Source organism: Bacillus sp. AY3-1 (assembly GCF_008368785.1).
Classification (GTDB): domain Bacteria; phylum Bacillota; class Bacilli; order Bacillales; family Bacillaceae_G; genus Bacillus_A; species Bacillus_A wiedmannii.
The window spans coordinates 32,453-47,884 of the sequence record NZ_QORZ01000003.1 but is presented as its reverse complement, the minus strand read 5'-3'; the positions used below and the strand labels follow the sequence as shown (position 1 = coordinate 47,884).

Sequence of the window (15,432 nt, the reverse complement as noted above, 5' to 3'; positions counted from 1 at the left end):
TCTACTAAAGAGCCTTGTAGGTATTTTGTCTACAAGGCTCTTTTTATTTTCGGTTTAGGTGAATGAAATGGGCATACATTAGAAAGTGAAAGGTGTGAGAATTTAGATGACAAAATGGAAACGGGCAAACCCAAATGGAACGAGAGACTATTTATTCGAAGAATGTACGTTAATTGAAGAAGTGGAGCAAAAATTAAGACGTACTTTTTTAGGGCGAGGTTATGAGGAAATAAGGACACCTACAATTGAATTTTATGATGTTTTTGCCTTTCAAAATAGACCGATAGATGAAGAAAAGATGTATAAATTTTTTGATGAAAAGGGACGGATTATCGTGTTACGTCCAGATATGACAATTCCTTTAGCGAGAGTGATGGGAACGCAGAGGTGGGATACGCCGCTTAAACTGACGTATGGCGGGAATGTATTTCGGGCGAATGAGTCCCTTGCTGGAAAATATAATGAAATTGTACAAAGTGGTATTGAAATTATAGGTATTGATAACGTAAGAGCTGAAATTGAATGCGTCATAAGCGTCATTCAATCACTTCAAAAGGTGAAGGTACAATCTTTTACAATAGAGATTGGGCAAGTGCAATTATATAAATGTATTGTAAAAAAACTCTCCATTCATGAGGAAGAAGAGAGAGTACTTAGGACATACATTGAAAGTAAAAATTATGCGGCTCTATCAAATTTTATTAGAGAAAAGAAATTAGATCGATGTGATGAAACAGTAAGATTACTTGAGAAGTTACCAAGGCTATTTGGGAACTTAGAAGTGATTGAGGAAGCAGAAAAACTCGCCTCAAGTAATGAAATGAAAATGGCGATTGCAAGAGTGAAAGAAATATATGAAGCAATTGAAAAACTAGGCTATGGATCTTACATATCAATTGATTTAGGTATGATCCAACATTTAGATTACTATACGGGAGTTATTTTCAAAGGGTATATATATGAAATAGGAGAAGAAATTGTTAGTGGCGGAAGATATGATGAGTTAATTGGAAATTTTGGAGAGATGCTGCCAGCTGTTGGACTCGCGGTGCAAGTCAATCAAATTGTGAAGGCGCTGCAAGAGCAACAAGAACCATATGAACGAAAGGGAATAGATATTATTATTCATTATGAGTTAAATAGATTAGCAGAAGCGGAAAGATTACGAAATTTACTTCAAAAGGACGGGAAAAAAGTAGAGCTATCCTTATTCTCTAATGTAAATGACACCTTTCAATTTGCAAGAAAAAATCAAATAGTAACGGTCGTTGAGGCGAAGAACGAATCATTAGTGGAATATGTATGGAAAGAGAAATGGGTAGTCCAGAAAGAAGGAGAAACTTCATGCGTAACATTCAAATTGCGTTAACGAAGGGAAGATTAGAAAAACATGTGATTCCGCTCTTTGAGCAGATTGGAATTGATTGTTCGGAGCTCAAAAATAAAGGACGAAAGCTTGTTTTTCAAAGTAAAAATACAGATATCTCATTTATTTTAGTGAAAGCAGTAGATGTTGCTACTTATGTAGAACATGGAGTAGCTGATATTGGGGTCGTTGGAAAAGATATTTTAATGGAAAACGAGAAAGATATTTATGAAATGTTAGATTTAGGAGTGGGCGTGTGTAAGTTTTGTGTTGCTTCTATTCCTACGTATAATCCGAAGAGCTACCGAAAGAAACGCATTGCGACGAAATATCCACATATTACTTCTAACTATTTTCATGATAAAGGGGAGGATGTAGAAATTATTAAAATAGAAGGTTCTGTAGAAATCGCTCCTATTCTTGGATTGGCAGATGCAATTGTTGATATTGTGGAAACAGGAAAAACATTACAAGAAAATGGGCTCATTGTATTTGAGGAAATGTATTCTATATCTGCTCGGATGATTGTAAATAAGGCGGCATTAAAAACTAAAAAAGACGAAATATTCAGTATCGTAAATATGATGGAGCAAGAAATTTTGTCAGGAAAATAGGGGGACTTGTAATGGAGATAGTTTGTGAAGATTTTCAAAAGGCTTTATCGAAAATAAAATTGCTACGAGAAAACGCTAATATAATAGAAGAAACTGTTCAAAGAAGTGTAAGCGAAATCGTTCGAAAGGTAAGGAAGAGTACGGATGAGGCTCTATCTTTTTATACAAAAAAGTTTGATGGTGTGGAGATTAAAGAGTTTCGTGTAAGTGAGGAAGAAATAAAACGAGCGGGTATGTTTGTAGAGAATTCATTTTTAGAAGCGTTACAAGAGGCGAAGAAAAACATTATTTCTTATCACGAAAAGCAAAAAAGGCAATCCATGTTCGATTGCACGAGTGAAGGCATTATTAGAGGGCAAATCATTCGGCCGTTAGAAAATATAGGGGTATATGTGCCGGGCGGAACTGCTTCGTATCCTTCGTCAGTATTAATGAATGTATTGCCAGCAAAACTCGCTGGTGTGAAAAAGATTGTAATGGTAACACCACCAAGGCAAGGGGGGATTGATCCACATATTTTAGTTGCTGCAAGCCTTGCAGGAGTAGATGAAATTTATACGATAGGTGGTGCGCAAGCAATTGCTGCTTTAGCATATGGGACGGAATCGATTCCAAAAGTAGATAAAATAGTTGGACCAGGAAATTTGTACGTCGCTCTGGCGAAACGAGAAGTATACGGAATAGTAAATATCGATATGATTGCTGGACCGTCAGAAATTGTAGTTATTGCTGATGAAACCGGTAATGCAAAATATATCGCTGCTGATTTATTATCACAAGCAGAACATGACGAGAGAGCAACAGCAATTTGTATTACAACGAATATAGAGTTAGCAAAAGAAGTAGAAAGAGAGATAGAAAGACAGTTAGAAACATTACCAAGAAGCGAAATTGCACGTGAATCGATAAATAGAAATGGAGCTATCTTTATCGTGCCTTCTTTAGATGAGGCGCTACAATTATCGAATGAAATCGCTCCAGAACATTTAGAGTTACATATAAAAGAACCGATGAATGCTCTAGCTTATGTGAAACATGCAGGGTCTATCTTTCTTGGTCCATATGCACCGGAACCGCTCGGTGATTATTTAGCAGGACCGAATCACGTGTTACCGACAAGTGGAACGGCAAGGTTTTTCTCACCGTTATCAGTCGATGATTTCGTGAAAAAATCAAGCTTTCTGTCTTATACGGAGGAAGCGTTAAGAGATGTACAACATCATATTGTAGAACTTGCCAATAAAGAAGGATTACATGCGCATGCGAGAGCAATTCAAATAAGATTTGAGGAGGAAGAATAATGCGTGAGTGCAGTCAAATACGTGAGACGACAGAAACAAAAATCAAATTAAGTTTGCAGCTTGATGAAGGCAAGAACGTTTCTGTACAAACGGGAGTTGGATTTTTTGATCATATGCTAACTTTATTTGCAAGGCATGGAAGATTCGGTTTACAAGTGGAGGCGGAAGGCGATGTATTCGTTGATGCGCATCATACAGTTGAAGATGTTGGAATTGTACTCGGAAATTGTTTGAAAGAAGCATTGCAAAATAAAGAGGGGATTAACCGTTATGGCTCCGCATATGTACCGATGGATGAATCTTTAGGTTTTGTCGCAATTGATATTAGCGGGCGCTCATATATTGTATTTCAAGGAGAATTAACGAATCCGAAGCTAGGGGATTTTGATACAGAACTAACAGAAGAATTTTTTAGAGCAGTCGCGCATGCTGCTAATATTACATTACACGCTCGTATTTTATACGGAAGCAATACACATCACAAAGTTGAAGCGTTATTTAAAGCGTTTGGTAGAGCGCTTAGAGAAGCAGTCGAAAGAAATGCCAGCATTACTGGTGTAAATTCCACGAAAGGGATGTTGTAATTGATTGCTATTATAGATTATGGAATGGGAAATATTCGCAGTGTGGAACAAGCATTACAATATATTGGAGCAGAGTACATCGTAACGGGTGATAAAGAAAAGATTTTTAGAAGTGATGGAGTGATCTTACCGGGAGTAGGTGCATTTCCGAAAGCGATGGATGTATTGGAAGAAAAAAATTTAGTGCGTGTGTTAAAAGAAGTCGGGCGTTCAGGAAAACCGCTTCTGGGCATTTGCCTAGGGATGCAGCTTTTATTTGAAAAAAGTGAGGAACTACAAGACTGTAACGGATTAAGTTTATTGCCAGGTGTTATTCGAAAGTTAAAGGTTCCTCATAAAATTCCACATATGGGATGGAATGAGTTAAAGAAAGAGGGAGAAATATCACTTTGGAATGGAGTAGAGGACGGTTCTTTCGTATATTATGTTCACTCTTATTATGCAGATTGTCCAAATGAAATTGTGTATGGAATAAGTGAATATGGAGTGAAAGTACCTGGTTTTGTAGCAAAAGGAAATATATACGGCGCACAGTTTCATCCTGAAAAAAGCGGTGACATTGGAATGCAAATGTTGAAAAATTTCAAAGGGGTGGTAGAGGCATGGAAATCTTCCCAGCTATCGATTTAAAAGAGGGGCGATGCGTTAGACTTTATCAAGGAGAGTTTAGTAAAGAAACAGTAATGAATGAAGATCCGGTTGCGCAAGCGATTATATTCGAAAAATTGGGAGCGAAAAAGTTGCACATTGTTGATTTAGATGGCGCAATTGCTGGCGAGTCAGTAAATTTGCTCGTTATTGAAAGAATATGCAAGGCAGTACGTATTCCTGTGCAAGTTGGAGGAGGAATTCGATCACTTGTAGCGGTAGAGAAGTTATTGTCAGTAGGTGTAGATAAAGTGATTTTAGGAACAGCTGCTCTTTATGATAAGGAATTTTTAGAAGAAGCAGTTCTTCTATATAAAGAGAAAATCATTGTTGGAATTGATGCGAAAAATGGTTTCGTAGCAACGAGAGGCTGGCTTGATGTGTCTGAAATTTCTTACATTTATTTAGCAAAGCAAATGGAGAATGTAGGTGTTCAAACGATTGTGTTTACAGACATTTCGAAAGACGGGACACTTGCAGGACCGAATTTAGAGCAATTGGAGTTACTACAAAAAAGCGTGAGCATTCGTCTTATTGCTTCTGGAGGAGTGGCATCTATTCAAGATGTGAAAAAATTAAATGATATGAATATATACGGCGTCATAATTGGTAAGGCTCTTTATGAGAAAACAATTGATTTAGAAGAAGTGTTAGAGGTAACAAAGTTATGTTAGCGAAACGCATTATTCCATGTCTAGATGTGAAAGAGGGCCGAGTCGTAAAGGGTGTAAATTTTATAGGGTTACAAGACGTCGGTGATCCTGTTGAAATAGCCGCTTTATATAATGAGGCGGGAGCAGATGAAATTGTATTTTTAGATATTACAGCAACGCATGAAGGACGAAAAACAATTATAGATGTTGTAGAAAAAACAGCTTCGAAAGTATTTATTCCTCTTACAGTTGGCGGGGGGATTTCAAGTGTTAAAGATATGTACAATTTACTAAGAGCTGGAGCGGATAAAGTTTCAATCAACTCAGCGGCAGTGCGAAATCCAAAGCTAATTGAAGAAGGGGCAGAACACTTTGGCTCACAATGTATTGTCGTAGCAATTGATGCTAGAAAAGTAGCAGAAGAAAAGTGGAATGTTTATGTGAACGGTGGAAGAGTTGATACGGGTATGGATGCAATCGGGTGGGCAAAACGCGTTGCCGAGCTAGGGGCAGGCGAAATTTTGTTAACGAGTATGGATGCAGATGGAACGAAAAACGGGTATGATCTTCGTTTAACAGAAGAAATTTCAAAAAGCGTTTCCGTACCAGTCATCGCGTCAGGCGGATGTGGTCACGTTGATCACATTATAGAAGTTTTTCAAAAGACAACAGTTGATGCAGCACTTGCGGCATCCATCTTTCATTATGGTGAGGCGACAGTGCAGGACGTAAAGAGAAAATTAAGAAATGCAAATGTTGAGGTGCGGTTATGAAACCTAACTTTTCAAAAGGATTATTACCAGCAGTTGTAATTGAAGAAGGGACAAAAGAAGTTTTAATGCTAGCTTATATGAATGAAGAAGCATATGAAAAAACGCTAGAAACGAAAAGAACATGTTTTTATTCTCGTTCAAGACAATCGTTATGGAATAAAGGAGAAACATCAGGAAATGTCCAATATGTGCAATCTCTTTATTTAGATTGTGATCAAGATTCAATTGTTGTTGTCGTAAAGCAAGTGGGACCTGCTTGTCATACAGGAGAGAAAACATGTTTTCACTACCAAATTATATAGGGGGATACATATGGAAAATGCCTTTAAATTACTATTTGAAACAATTGAAGAACGAAAGGGAAATCCACTTCCTGAATCGTATACAAATTATTTATTTTCAAAAGGCGAAGATAAAATTTTAAAGAAAATTGGTGAAGAATGCACGGAAGTAATTATCGCATCTAAAAATAATGACAAAGAAGAATTAGTGAAAGAAATGGTTGATGTATTGTATCACTGCTTTGTTTTATTAGCTGAAAAAAATATATCATTAGAAGATGTTATGGAGGAAGTGACAGAAAGAAATGGGAAGCTTTCGCGAGTAGGGGACAGAAGTGAAATAGATACATTATAAGGGGGAAATGTAGATGAAGGTGGATTATCACATTCATTTAGAAGAAGGGCCATATTCAATAGGATGGCTAGCTAAAATAAATGAAGTGTTACAACATTATGAACCACTTAAAGAAGAGAAACATTCTATGGAATGGCTTGTGAAAACACAAGAACGCCTGCAAAGACGTGTGAAAGAAGGGCCATTTACAATGAAATGGATTGATTTATATTTAGAAGAAGCTTTGCAAAAAGGTATAAAAGAAGTTGGTATTGTCGATCATTTATACCGTTTTTATGAAGCGAGAGAATACTATGAAAGATATGTCGATATTAGTGATTCGAGGCTTGGTCGTTTACAGAAGGAATGGTTAGACCAAGTAAGGGTAACATCACTGCATGATTTTACAAAGGCAATTGAAGAGGCGAAAGAACGATGGAGTAAACGAGGCGTGACGCTAAAACTTGGAATTGAAGCGGATTATTTTATTGGTGGTGAACAAGAATTACAATCTTTACTCGCATTAGGAGATTTTGATTATGTAATTGGTTCTGTTCATTTTTTAAATGGATGGGGATTTGATAATCCAGATACGAAAGAATATTTTAAGGAACATGACTTATATGCTTTATATGATACGTTTTTCAAAACGGTTGAGTGTGCAGTTCGCTCTAATTTATTTGATATTATAGCTCATCTTGATAACATAAAAGTATTTAATTATCGGTTAGATGAAAATGAACAACTTTCTTATTATAAGGAAATTGCGCGTGCGTTAGTAGAAACAAATACGGCAACGGAAATAAATGCGGGATTGTACTATCGCTATCCTGTGCGCGAAATGTGTCCGAGTCCGCTATATTTACAAGTACTAGCTAAGCATGGCGTTCCGGTTACTCTCTCCTCAGATGCTCATTATCCGAATGATTTAGGAAAATATGTGGCAGAGAATATAAAGACGTTACGTAATCATGATATTTCTCACGTAGCTACATTTACGAAACGAGTAAGAACGATGAGATTACTGGAAGAAGAAGTAACAATTTCAAAATGATCACGATTTTTTGATGAAAACCACCCTTTTTGTTCAAAATAAGAAAGAATAAAAAGGAGGGTAAGAAATGGCGAAACAACAAAATAAACAAAATGTACAAGATGCACAGCAACAAGCTTATACTTCTGAAACGAATGCTACATCTCAATCAGTTATTGAGGAACAAATTAGCGATACAGTTGCAGAAGGAACGATCGATGCAAAGCTTGGACAAGAATCGCAAGAGAAAGCGTAAGAAAAGGGGAGAGATGAATCTCCTCTTTTCTTATGGGTAAAAAATGTCGATTTTCAAAACTATGATCAAATTCCTTGGTTTTTATAGGTGGATTTCTTACAATGAAAGATAAGAGATATCTTATTTTTTATAGAAGAGGTGTTAGTAGTGGCAAAAATATTAGTAGCAGGGAAAATTCCAGCAATCGGATTAGAACTATTAAAGGATCATGATGTAGAAATGTACGATAAAGATGCGTTAATTTCTTTAGATGAATTAACAGATCGTGTAAAAGATAAAGATGCATTGTTAAGTCTACTTTCTACAAAGGTGACAAAAGAAGTTATTGATGCGGCACCTAATTTGAAGATTGTTGCAAACTACGGTGCTGGTTACGATAATATTGATTACTCGTATGCCGGAGAAAAAGGGATTGCGGTAACGAATACACCGAAAGTATCAACTGAAGCGACAGCAGAATTAACATTTGCACTTCTTTTAGCAGCTGCACGTAGAATTCCTGAAGGCGATACATTATGTCGTACAACTGGATTTAATGGATGGGCGCCATTATTTTTCTTAGGCCGTGAAGTACATGGTAAAACAATTGGAATTATTGGCCTTGGAGAAATCGGAAAGGCAGTTGCAAAGCGTGCGAAAGCGTTTGGAATGAATGTTTTATATACAGGTCCAAATCGAAAGCCTGAAGCTGAAAGTGAACTGGAAGCAACATATGTAACATTGGAAGAATTATTACAAACAGCAGACTTTATTACAATTAACTGTGCTTATAATCCGAAATTGCATCATATGATTGATGATGAACAGTTTAAAATGATGAAGAAAACAGCGTATATTGTAAATGCTTCACGTGGACCAATTATGAATGAAGCGGCACTTGCTCATGCATTAAAAACGAATGAAATTGAAGGAGCAGCTCTTGACGTGTTTGAATTTGAACCGAAAATTACAGAAGAGCTAAAAGAATTAAAGAATGTAGTACTTGCTCCTCACGTAGGAAATGCAACATTCGAAACTCGTGATGCGATGGCTGAAATGGCAGTAAGAAATATTTTAGCCGTATTAAACAGTGAAGAGCCTGTAACACCTGTAAATCAAAAAGTAGTAGTTACAAAATAAAAAGAAACCTTCCGGAATCGGAAGGTTTCTTATTTTTCTTTATTTGCTCTTTTAGATGGTCTTTGTCTAAGAAATTGAGATAGCATATACAAAATATATAGTGGAATAGCAATGAATAAGAAAACAGAAAAATTACCGAACCCTGTTTGGTACATTGTGATAATGATTCCGACTAGAAATAGTGTAATAATGATGCTATATCGTGGAATTGGTACATCTTTTAAACTTGGGATACGAATGCGGCTCACCATTAAAAATGCGAACGTTACAAATACTGTAATAAGAACGATTTTTGGAATGGTATGTGAAAATAATGTTAAGAAAGCAACAAGCCCTCCCGCTGCTGTAATCGGTACCCCAGTGAAATATTTCATTGAAGTAGAAGATGGTGTTACATTAAATCGTGCTAAACGGTATGCTCCGAAAAGAGGGAATAGTCCCGCTATGTATAGTCCGATGATTCCGTAATTGGAGAAAGATGTGTAATACATGAGAACAGCAGGTGCTGCACCAAATGTTACGACATCCGCCAGCGAGTCAAGCTCTTTTCCCATTTGTGAATCAACACGTAATAAACGAGCAACACGTCCATCAAGACTATCTAACATCATCCCGATAAGTACTAAAATAGCAGCTGATTTATAATATCCTAAAGATGCATAGCCGATTGACAAGAATCCACTATATAAATTTCCGAGCGTAAATAAGTTTGGAATAGCTGCTCTATACAAAATCTGATCCCTTGCTTTCTGTAATAAATTCTTAATTAGTTTATGAAATTTTACTTATTTTATCATACCATAAATTTCTTCCTCATACGAAAAAAATTCCCAATTTGTGAAAGATTTCATAGCGGAATGATTTGAAAAATAAGTAAAAAAAGAAGCAACTTTTATAAAAGTTGCTTCTGGCGTTATTCAAATTTCGTTGTCATTGTTCCGGTTTTATAACGATTGTTAGGGTCGAAACGTAATAAGTCTCCATAAATGAGTTTGTCGGAGAGTTTCAATTCAGTTTTTGCTTTTTCAATATTTGGTTGACATAATGAAATGTCCGCTTCTTCACCTGTATTTCGTTTATAGCACATGTTTTTTGTATAAACATAGTTTTCCGAAACGAAGCTACCATCACGCATTACCATAAGTGGATCTTCTTCTTTAATAAATAGGTCAGTTCCAAATTCAACTGATTGATTTGTTTTAATACCAAGTAAATGAAGTAGCGTTGGTTTAATATCAATTTGACCAGATACTTTAGAAATGACTTTTCCTTCTTGACCAGGTACATGAATAATGAGAGGGACGCGTTGTAATTGCATAGAATCAAACGGTGTAATAGCGTCTTTCCCAAGGAACTGAGCCATAGCTGCGTTATGGTTTTCAGAAATACCGTAATGATCTCCATAAATGACAATAACGGAATTATCATACAGTCCTTCGTCTTTTAATTGTTTAATAAATAATTTCAGAGCTTCATCCGTGTAACGAACGGTTGGGAAGTAGCGGTTTACAACACCACTTTCCGAATTAAACTCATCAACATATTGATCTTCTGGATTTAGAAGAAATGGAAAATGGTTTGTTAAAGTAATAAATTTTGTATAGAACGGTTGTGGTAAAGATTTTAGCTTTGGAATCGATTGTTCAAAGAACTCTTTATCTTTTAATCCCCAACCGACAGACATTTGTTCTGTGCCTACGTAATCATTTAAATTAAAGTAACGATCATATCCAAGTGCAGGATACATTACATCACGATTCCAAAACGTTTTATCGTTTGAATGGAAGACGGCAGAAGAATATCCGTATTTTTTTAATTGTTCTGGTGTAGCTGTATATTCATTTGTTGCGTGAGTAAAGAATACAGAACCGCGGTCTAACGGATAAAGTGAATTTTCAACGATAAATTCAGCATCAGAAGTTTTACCTTGTCCTGTTTGATGATAGAAGTTATCAAAATAAAAACTATCTTTAATAAATTCATTTAAAAATGGAGTAATTTCTTTTCCATTTATTTTTTTATTAATGACAAAACTTTGTGTAGATTCCATTGAAATCAAAATTACATTTTTACCTTTTGCAGCTCCAAATAAGTTTTTATCAACTTGCTTATCTTTTGAGTCTGTATAGTTTTTAATTTCAGAGAACCCGTCACCACTTGCAAATACACGTTCAGCCGAAGATTTAGATTGAAGTGTAATATCAAATAGATGATATGTGTATAAACCTAAATTTTTCACGACAGTTTGACGATCAAATGAGCGTGAGAACATTTGTGGCTTATAAATAACTGAAACGACAATTTGTAATGCTAATAGAGCTGTTACACCGCTAAAGAAAGTTCGCTTCTCAGAGCGAGAAAGTGGCGTCTTGTCGCAAAATGCTGGGAATTTACGTGAAAGAAACATTAAAATAATTGCATCTGCAAATAAAAGTAATGTTTTGTACGTAAAGAGTTCTTTTATACTTGTCCCTAAATCAGCCATATTATTTGTTTGAAATAAAACTGGGAACGTAACGAAATCGTTATAAAACCCATAAAACATTGCATTTCCAAATAAAATAAAGGACAGTATAAAACTGATTCCAACTATAATGCGGTTTCGGTGTTTAGATGCAAGTAAAGCAAAACCGAAAAATAAAAGTAACGCAGCTAGTGGATTAATAAAAAGCATAAATTCTTCAAAGAAGTTATCAATTTTAATATCAAATGCTAGCTTGTACACAATATATGTTTTTATCCATAATAAAACGACTGCAACGAGTGCAAATCGCAGTTTTGGAAACAGACGTTGTAGCATAATATACTCCTCTCCTAAAAAGCATGACAGTTCTTGTGAGCCGGTTTGATTAGCGCCTCATTTTATATATACGAACAGTCCTTTGTTATTATGTTTATTATACTATGAGTATCATTATACGAAAATAAAAGAGAGTTGTGGACTTTTTTATAATAATTGAGTAGAAAAAGGGCAGTGGGAGACAATAAAACGGAGTTTCTATGTATGATAATTATCGTGCGCAGAAAGAATCGTGTAATAATACGGAGGTTATAATGCGAAAATTATTATATTTTATAGTATGCAGTAGTGTTATACTTTTTGCTTCACCGAGTGTGTCGGTAGCCCAATATGATGCACCTCTTATGGAAGATGCCCTTTATTCTGTTTTATTTCCGAAAATAAATAACGCAATTGAAAAACAATATGGGAGCTTGAAGCCATATCAATGTCCTAAAATTATTAGTTTAAAAAAAGTGTATAGCGGCACATATTTATTTCAAGCAAGTATTGAAGTAACGAAGTATGAACGAGTTGCTGGGAAAATTGCTCCACCATTTGAGAAGGTAACGATTACATTTAATAATGAAGAAGGCGAATGGGAAGTGTCAAAGATTTCAGTAAAGCGCTTACCAAATGATACGAAATTAAACTGTAAAAAAACAATATAAAAAATTGTTTGACAAATAAAATGGTCCTTTGGTATTGTTAATAGCAACAATTAGATGTTTGAAAATTAAATAGACTTACCTCATCTACTCTCAAAGGTAGAGGCCGCGATAGGAAAGAGTAAGCTATGGGAGATTTAATGGAATCTGTGATCATAGGTTGAAAGGGACTATTGCCGAAATATAAGAATAACCATCTTATTCATATATTGGGACTGCATTGAATAAATGTAGTACTGTCATAATATTTATTTTATGGAGAGCTATTTGGAGATGTTGATGCGGTTTCTTATTTTGAGGAGATAACAACTCGTTTATTTTTTCAATATATATTTTTCCTAATAAGAAACGCGTGTGAACATTGTTCCGCGCGTTTTTTGTCTATCTAAAAGCGTGCTGCAATGAATAGAAGATTGGGGTTATGAGTTTTAGAGGAAATAAGGGAGGAATTCAAATGTATTTACACGGCACAAGCCGAATCAATGGGCAAGGACACTTAGAAATTGGAGGGTGCGATACGACGCAGCTAGCAAAACAATACGGAACACCACTTTATGTATACGATGAAGAGTCAATTCGAGGAAAGTGCCGCGCGTTTCATCGTGCGTTTAAAGAAAGTGGTTTCTCTTATCAAGTAGCATATGCAAGCAAGGCGTTCTTGTGCATGGAGATGTGCCGAGTGGCTCGTGAAGAGAATATGTCATTAGATGTTGTTTCTGGAGGAGAATTATATACTGCGCTGCAAGCAGGATTTCCGGCATCACGCATTCATTTTCACGGCAATAATAAAACAGAAGAAGAAATTGTGATGGCTCTTCAGGCGAATATTGGTTGTTTTGTCGTAGATAATTTCTTGGAATTAGAAATTTTGCATGATTTAGCAGTGCAACATGGGAAATTTGTGAACATATTAATTCGTGTAACGCCCGGAGTAGAGGCGCACACACATGAATATATTACAACAGGCCAAGATGATTCGAAATTTGGATTTGGCGTGTCAAATGGTCAAGCGATGCAAGTGATTGAGATTGCTTTACAAAAATCAAATTATAACGTGTTAGGGATTCATTCACATATCGGATCACAAATATTTGAAACGGCCGGCTTTGTGCGAGCGATTGAAGTTCTTCGTCAATTTTTAGAACAAGTGAGAGAGCGAACAAACTATGTAGTAAAAGTGCTAAATGTAGGCGGAGGATTCGGAATACGCTACACAGAGTCAGATACACCATTAACTCTTGAGACATATGTGCGAGCTGTAACAAGTGCGGTGAGGGAACAATTTACGGTATGTAATTATCCCTTGCCAGAAATATGGGTTGAACCAGGCCGTAGTATTGTAGGGGATGCTGGAACGACAATTTATACAGTCGGATCTGTGAAAGACATTCCTGGTATTCGGAAATATGTATCAGTGGATGGTGGGATGACTGATAATTTAAGACCTGCTTTATATAACGCTCGTTATGAAGCGATGTTAGCGAATCGAGGGAATGATGAGAATGAGGAACTTGTTTCGATTGCTGGGAAGTGCTGTGAGAGTGGAGATATGTTAATTTGGGATATCACTCTACCGAAAGTTGCTTCAGCCGATTTACTAGCAATTTCTTGTACAGGGGCATATGGGTACTCGATGGCGAATAATTATAATCGGATTCGTAGACCAGCTGTCGTCTTCGCGAAGGGCGGCACATCACAAATTGTTGTAGAGCGTGAAACATATGAAAATATTATTGGGAACGATCGCATACGTATTAAAGAACTTGTTTAAATGAGGAAAAAGGAGTTGTTCGGATGGGCAATTCCTTTTTTATAAAATAAAATAATTAAAATATATCGGAAAACTAGGATTGAAAAAAATCAGAATTGTGATAAAATACAAATACAAAGCTTATCAAGAGAAGCGGAGGGAACTGGCCCGACGAAGCTCGGCAACCTGCTTATAGAAAGCAAGGTGCTAAATCCAGCAAAATGGAATCCATTTTGAAAGATAAGGTAAAATATATTACCGAACAGTCTTTTCGAAATGGGAAAGATTTTTTTTATGAATAAAAAGGGGGGCTGTTCGCGTGAGTGTACGGGAACATTTTGAGGAAGTATCTGAGAAAATTCAAGCGATGCTTGCTGATATGAAATATGGTTCAATTACAATTGTTGTGCAAGATGGGAAAGTCATTCAATTAGAGAAAAGTGAAAAGGTACGTTTAAAGTAAAAAGCGCTGACTAGAAAAACTAGAGGCGGTTTTAACCTATTATATTAGGTTAAAACCGTCTTTTTGCTTTTACAGGGGGAAAGAACATGTTGACGTATGAAACGTGGGAAGAAAATAATATTTCATTTTCAGAAGAAGATGAAACGAAAGGCGCGCTATCAGTATTAAGTTGGGCTTATAAAGAATATAAAAGTGAAATTGTATACGCATGTAGCTTCGGAGTGGAAGGGATGGTATTGCTGCATCTTATAAACCAAGTAAATCCATCTGCTAAAGTTGTATTTTTAGATACGAATGTTCATTTTCAAGAAACGTATGAATTAATTCAAAAAGTGCGGAAACGATTTCCTTCATTAAATATTATAGAAAAACAGCCGGAACTTACGCTTGATGAACAAGCGAAGTTGCATGGTGAGAAATTATGGGAAAGTAATCCGAACCTTTGTTGTAAAATTAGAAAAATTTTACCGTTAGAAAAATCATTAGCAGCGGAAAAAGCGTGGATTTCGGGCTTAAGGAGGGAACAATCAGAAACACGTAAGCATACAAAGTTTATAAATCAAGATCATCGCTTTCAATCTATTAAAGTTTGTCCACTCATTCATTGGACGTGGAAAGAAGTGTGGCGGTATGTATACAAACATAGCTTGCCGTATAACCCGCTGCATGATGTTGGATATCCAAGTATTGGGTGTGAGAAGTGTACGTTACCTGTAGGTGAGGGTGGCGATTCGAGAGATGGTAGGTGGTCTGGGAAAGTGAAAACAGAATGTGGTCTTCATTACCAATAAGATGAATTTGAAAATAAAG

General features: G+C 36.1%; 18 protein-coding genes and 2 riboswitches. Of the genes, 16 read left to right on the top strand and 2 right to left on the bottom strand.

All coding sequences use genetic code 11. From position 1 onward, the window contains the following. Nucleotides 1-106 precede the first annotated feature (106 nt). The 12 genes from hisZ to DN389_RS01540 all read left to right on the top strand — a co-directional run bounded on the left by hisZ (nt 107) and on the right by DN389_RS01540 (nt 8,962). The gene (gene hisZ / locus DN389_RS01595; protein WP_088121707.1) at nt 107-1,369 is read left to right on the top strand and encodes an ATP phosphoribosyltransferase regulatory subunit; all 1,263 of its coding nucleotides are present in this window, start codon (nt 107-109) and stop codon (nt 1,367-1,369) included. Continuing rightward, nucleotides 1,345-1,980: an ATP phosphoribosyltransferase gene (gene hisG / locus DN389_RS01590; protein ID WP_088062646.1), complete on the top strand. Its 636-nt coding sequence runs from the start codon at nt 1,345-1,347 to the stop codon at nt 1,978-1,980. Before hisZ ends, hisG begins: the two co-directional genes overlap by 25 nt. Nucleotides 1,981-1,991: 11 nt before the next feature. Next, on the top strand, nt 1,992-3,281 hold the full coding sequence (gene hisD, locus DN389_RS01585; protein ID WP_088062648.1) for a histidinol dehydrogenase: 1,290 nt from the start codon (nt 1,992-1,994) through the stop codon (nt 3,279-3,281). Next, complete coding sequence (gene hisB, locus DN389_RS01580) at nt 3,281-3,865, top strand: imidazoleglycerol-phosphate dehydratase HisB (RefSeq protein ID WP_001206365.1); 585 nt, start codon at nt 3,281-3,283, stop codon at nt 3,863-3,865. The genes hisD and hisB overlap by 1 nt, the downstream gene beginning before the upstream one ends. Then, nucleotides 3,866-4,495, top strand: coding sequence for an imidazole glycerol phosphate synthase subunit HisH (gene hisH, locus DN389_RS01575; protein ID WP_088121709.1), 630 nt, complete (start codon nt 3,866-3,868; stop codon nt 4,493-4,495). Continuing rightward, nucleotides 4,468-5,187 (top strand): 1-(5-phosphoribosyl)-5-[(5-phosphoribosylamino)methylideneamino]imidazole-4-carboxamide isomerase, encoded by a 720-nt coding sequence (gene hisA, locus DN389_RS01570; RefSeq protein ID WP_000402305.1) that lies wholly within the window; start codon nt 4,468-4,470, stop codon nt 5,185-5,187. Before hisH ends, hisA begins: the two co-directional genes overlap by 28 nt. After that, nucleotides 5,181-5,939, top strand: coding sequence for an imidazoleglycerol phosphate synthase cyclase subunit (gene hisF, locus DN389_RS01565; RefSeq protein WP_046955256.1), 759 nt, complete (start codon nt 5,181-5,183; stop codon nt 5,937-5,939). The genes hisA and hisF overlap by 7 nt, the downstream gene beginning before the upstream one ends. Then, nucleotides 5,936-6,241, top strand: coding sequence for a phosphoribosyl-AMP cyclohydrolase (hisI, locus tag DN389_RS01560; RefSeq protein ID WP_087985503.1), 306 nt, complete (start codon nt 5,936-5,938; stop codon nt 6,239-6,241). Before hisF ends, hisI (DN389_RS01560) begins: the two co-directional genes overlap by 4 nt. A 10-nt stretch (nt 6,242-6,251) precedes the next feature. Beyond that, entirely contained in the window at nt 6,252-6,575 is a 324-nt protein-coding gene (hisI, locus tag DN389_RS01555) for a phosphoribosyl-ATP pyrophosphatase (RefSeq protein WP_000426349.1), read from the top strand. Between the two features lie 13 nt (nt 6,576-6,588). Next, nucleotides 6,589-7,608 (top strand): histidinol phosphate phosphatase domain-containing protein, encoded by a 1,020-nt coding sequence (locus DN389_RS01550; protein WP_088121711.1) that lies wholly within the window; start codon nt 6,589-6,591, stop codon nt 7,606-7,608. A gap of 67 nt (nt 7,609-7,675) precedes the next feature. Beyond that, nucleotides 7,676-7,843 (top strand): DUF4025 domain-containing protein, encoded by a 168-nt coding sequence (locus tag DN389_RS01545; RefSeq protein WP_001118875.1) that lies wholly within the window; start codon nt 7,676-7,678, stop codon nt 7,841-7,843. A gap of 147 nt (nt 7,844-7,990) precedes the next feature. After that, nucleotides 7,991-8,962 carry an NAD(P)-dependent oxidoreductase gene (locus tag DN389_RS01540; RefSeq protein ID WP_098802267.1) on the top strand — a complete coding sequence of 324 codons (972 nt, stop codon included), beginning with the start codon at nt 7,991-7,993 and terminating at the stop codon, nt 8,960-8,962. Nucleotides 8,963-8,991: 29 nt separating this feature from the next. Here DN389_RS01540 and pssA read toward each other — a convergent pair whose 3' ends face one another. Further along, nucleotides 8,992-9,693, bottom strand: a complete 702-nt coding sequence (pssA, locus tag DN389_RS01535) for a CDP-diacylglycerol--serine O-phosphatidyltransferase (RefSeq protein WP_000285422.1) — start codon at nt 9,691-9,693, stop codon at nt 8,992-8,994. Nucleotides 9,694-9,875: 182 nt separating this feature from the next. Further along, nucleotides 9,876-11,762, bottom strand: a complete 1,887-nt coding sequence (locus DN389_RS01530) for an LTA synthase family protein (RefSeq protein ID WP_088121713.1) — start codon at nt 11,760-11,762, stop codon at nt 9,876-9,878. A 254-nt stretch (nt 11,763-12,016) separates the two neighbouring features. Between DN389_RS01530 and DN389_RS01525 the strand changes: the two genes are divergently transcribed. The 4 genes from DN389_RS01525 (at nt 12,017) to DN389_RS01510 (ending at nt 15,413) form a co-directional block, all read left to right on the top strand. Beyond that, nucleotides 12,017-12,412, top strand: coding sequence for a DUF3888 domain-containing protein (locus DN389_RS01525; protein WP_179196619.1), 396 nt, complete (start codon nt 12,017-12,019; stop codon nt 12,410-12,412). 89 nt (nt 12,413-12,501) lie between these two features. After that, nucleotides 12,502-12,683: riboswitch (Lysine riboswitch) on the top strand. Nucleotides 12,684-12,863: 180 nt separating this feature from the next. Then, nucleotides 12,864-14,180 carry a diaminopimelate decarboxylase gene (gene lysA / locus DN389_RS01520; protein WP_000280662.1) on the top strand — a complete coding sequence of 439 codons (1,317 nt, stop codon included), beginning with the start codon at nt 12,864-12,866 and terminating at the stop codon, nt 14,178-14,180. A gap of 117 nt (nt 14,181-14,297) precedes the next feature. Next, nucleotides 14,298-14,406: riboswitch (SAM riboswitch) on the top strand. Between the two features lie 72 nt (nt 14,407-14,478). Next, nucleotides 14,479-14,622: a YezD family protein gene (locus DN389_RS01515; RefSeq protein WP_000116163.1), complete on the top strand. Its 144-nt coding sequence runs from the start codon at nt 14,479-14,481 to the stop codon at nt 14,620-14,622. Between the two features lie 86 nt (nt 14,623-14,708). After that, the gene (locus tag DN389_RS01510) at nt 14,709-15,413 is read left to right on the top strand and encodes a phosphoadenylyl-sulfate reductase (RefSeq protein WP_088121715.1); all 705 of its coding nucleotides are present in this window, start codon (nt 14,709-14,711) and stop codon (nt 15,411-15,413) included. Nucleotides 15,414-15,432: the final 19 nt, after the last annotated feature.

Bases quoted from the DNA above. Each gene is read 5' to 3' on its own strand.
- hisG (WP_088062646.1), top strand. From the start codon at position 1,345: ATGCGTAACATTCAAATTGCGTTAACGAAGGGAAGATTAGAAAAACAT.
- DN389_RS01550 (WP_088121711.1), top strand. From the start codon at position 6,589: ATGAAGGTGGATTATCACATTCATTTAGAAGAAGGGCCATATTCAATA.
- DN389_RS01545 (WP_001118875.1), top strand. From the start codon at position 7,676: ATGGCGAAACAACAAAATAAACAAAATGTACAAGATGCACAGCAACAA.
- DN389_RS01530 (WP_088121713.1), bottom strand. From the start codon at position 11,762: ATGCTACAACGTCTGTTTCCAAAACTGCGATTTGCACTCGTTGCAGTC.
- hisA (WP_000402305.1), top strand. From the start codon at position 4,468: ATGGAAATCTTCCCAGCTATCGATTTAAAAGAGGGGCGATGCGTTAGA.
- hisF (WP_046955256.1), top strand. From the start codon at position 5,181: ATGTTAGCGAAACGCATTATTCCATGTCTAGATGTGAAAGAGGGCCGA.
- hisD (WP_088062648.1), top strand. From the start codon at position 1,992: ATGGAGATAGTTTGTGAAGATTTTCAAAAGGCTTTATCGAAAATAAAA.
- hisI (WP_087985503.1), top strand. From the start codon at position 5,936: ATGAAACCTAACTTTTCAAAAGGATTATTACCAGCAGTTGTAATTGAA.
- hisZ (WP_088121707.1), top strand. From the start codon at position 107: ATGACAAAATGGAAACGGGCAAACCCAAATGGAACGAGAGACTATTTA.
- lysA (WP_000280662.1), top strand. From the start codon at position 12,864: ATGTATTTACACGGCACAAGCCGAATCAATGGGCAAGGACACTTAGAA.
- hisB (WP_001206365.1), top strand. From the start codon at position 3,281: ATGCGTGAGTGCAGTCAAATACGTGAGACGACAGAAACAAAAATCAAA.
- DN389_RS01510 (WP_088121715.1), top strand. From the start codon at position 14,709: ATGTTGACGTATGAAACGTGGGAAGAAAATAATATTTCATTTTCAGAA.
- DN389_RS01525 (WP_179196619.1), top strand. From the start codon at position 12,017: ATGCGAAAATTATTATATTTTATAGTATGCAGTAGTGTTATACTTTTT.
- hisI (WP_000426349.1), top strand. From the start codon at position 6,252: ATGGAAAATGCCTTTAAATTACTATTTGAAACAATTGAAGAACGAAAG.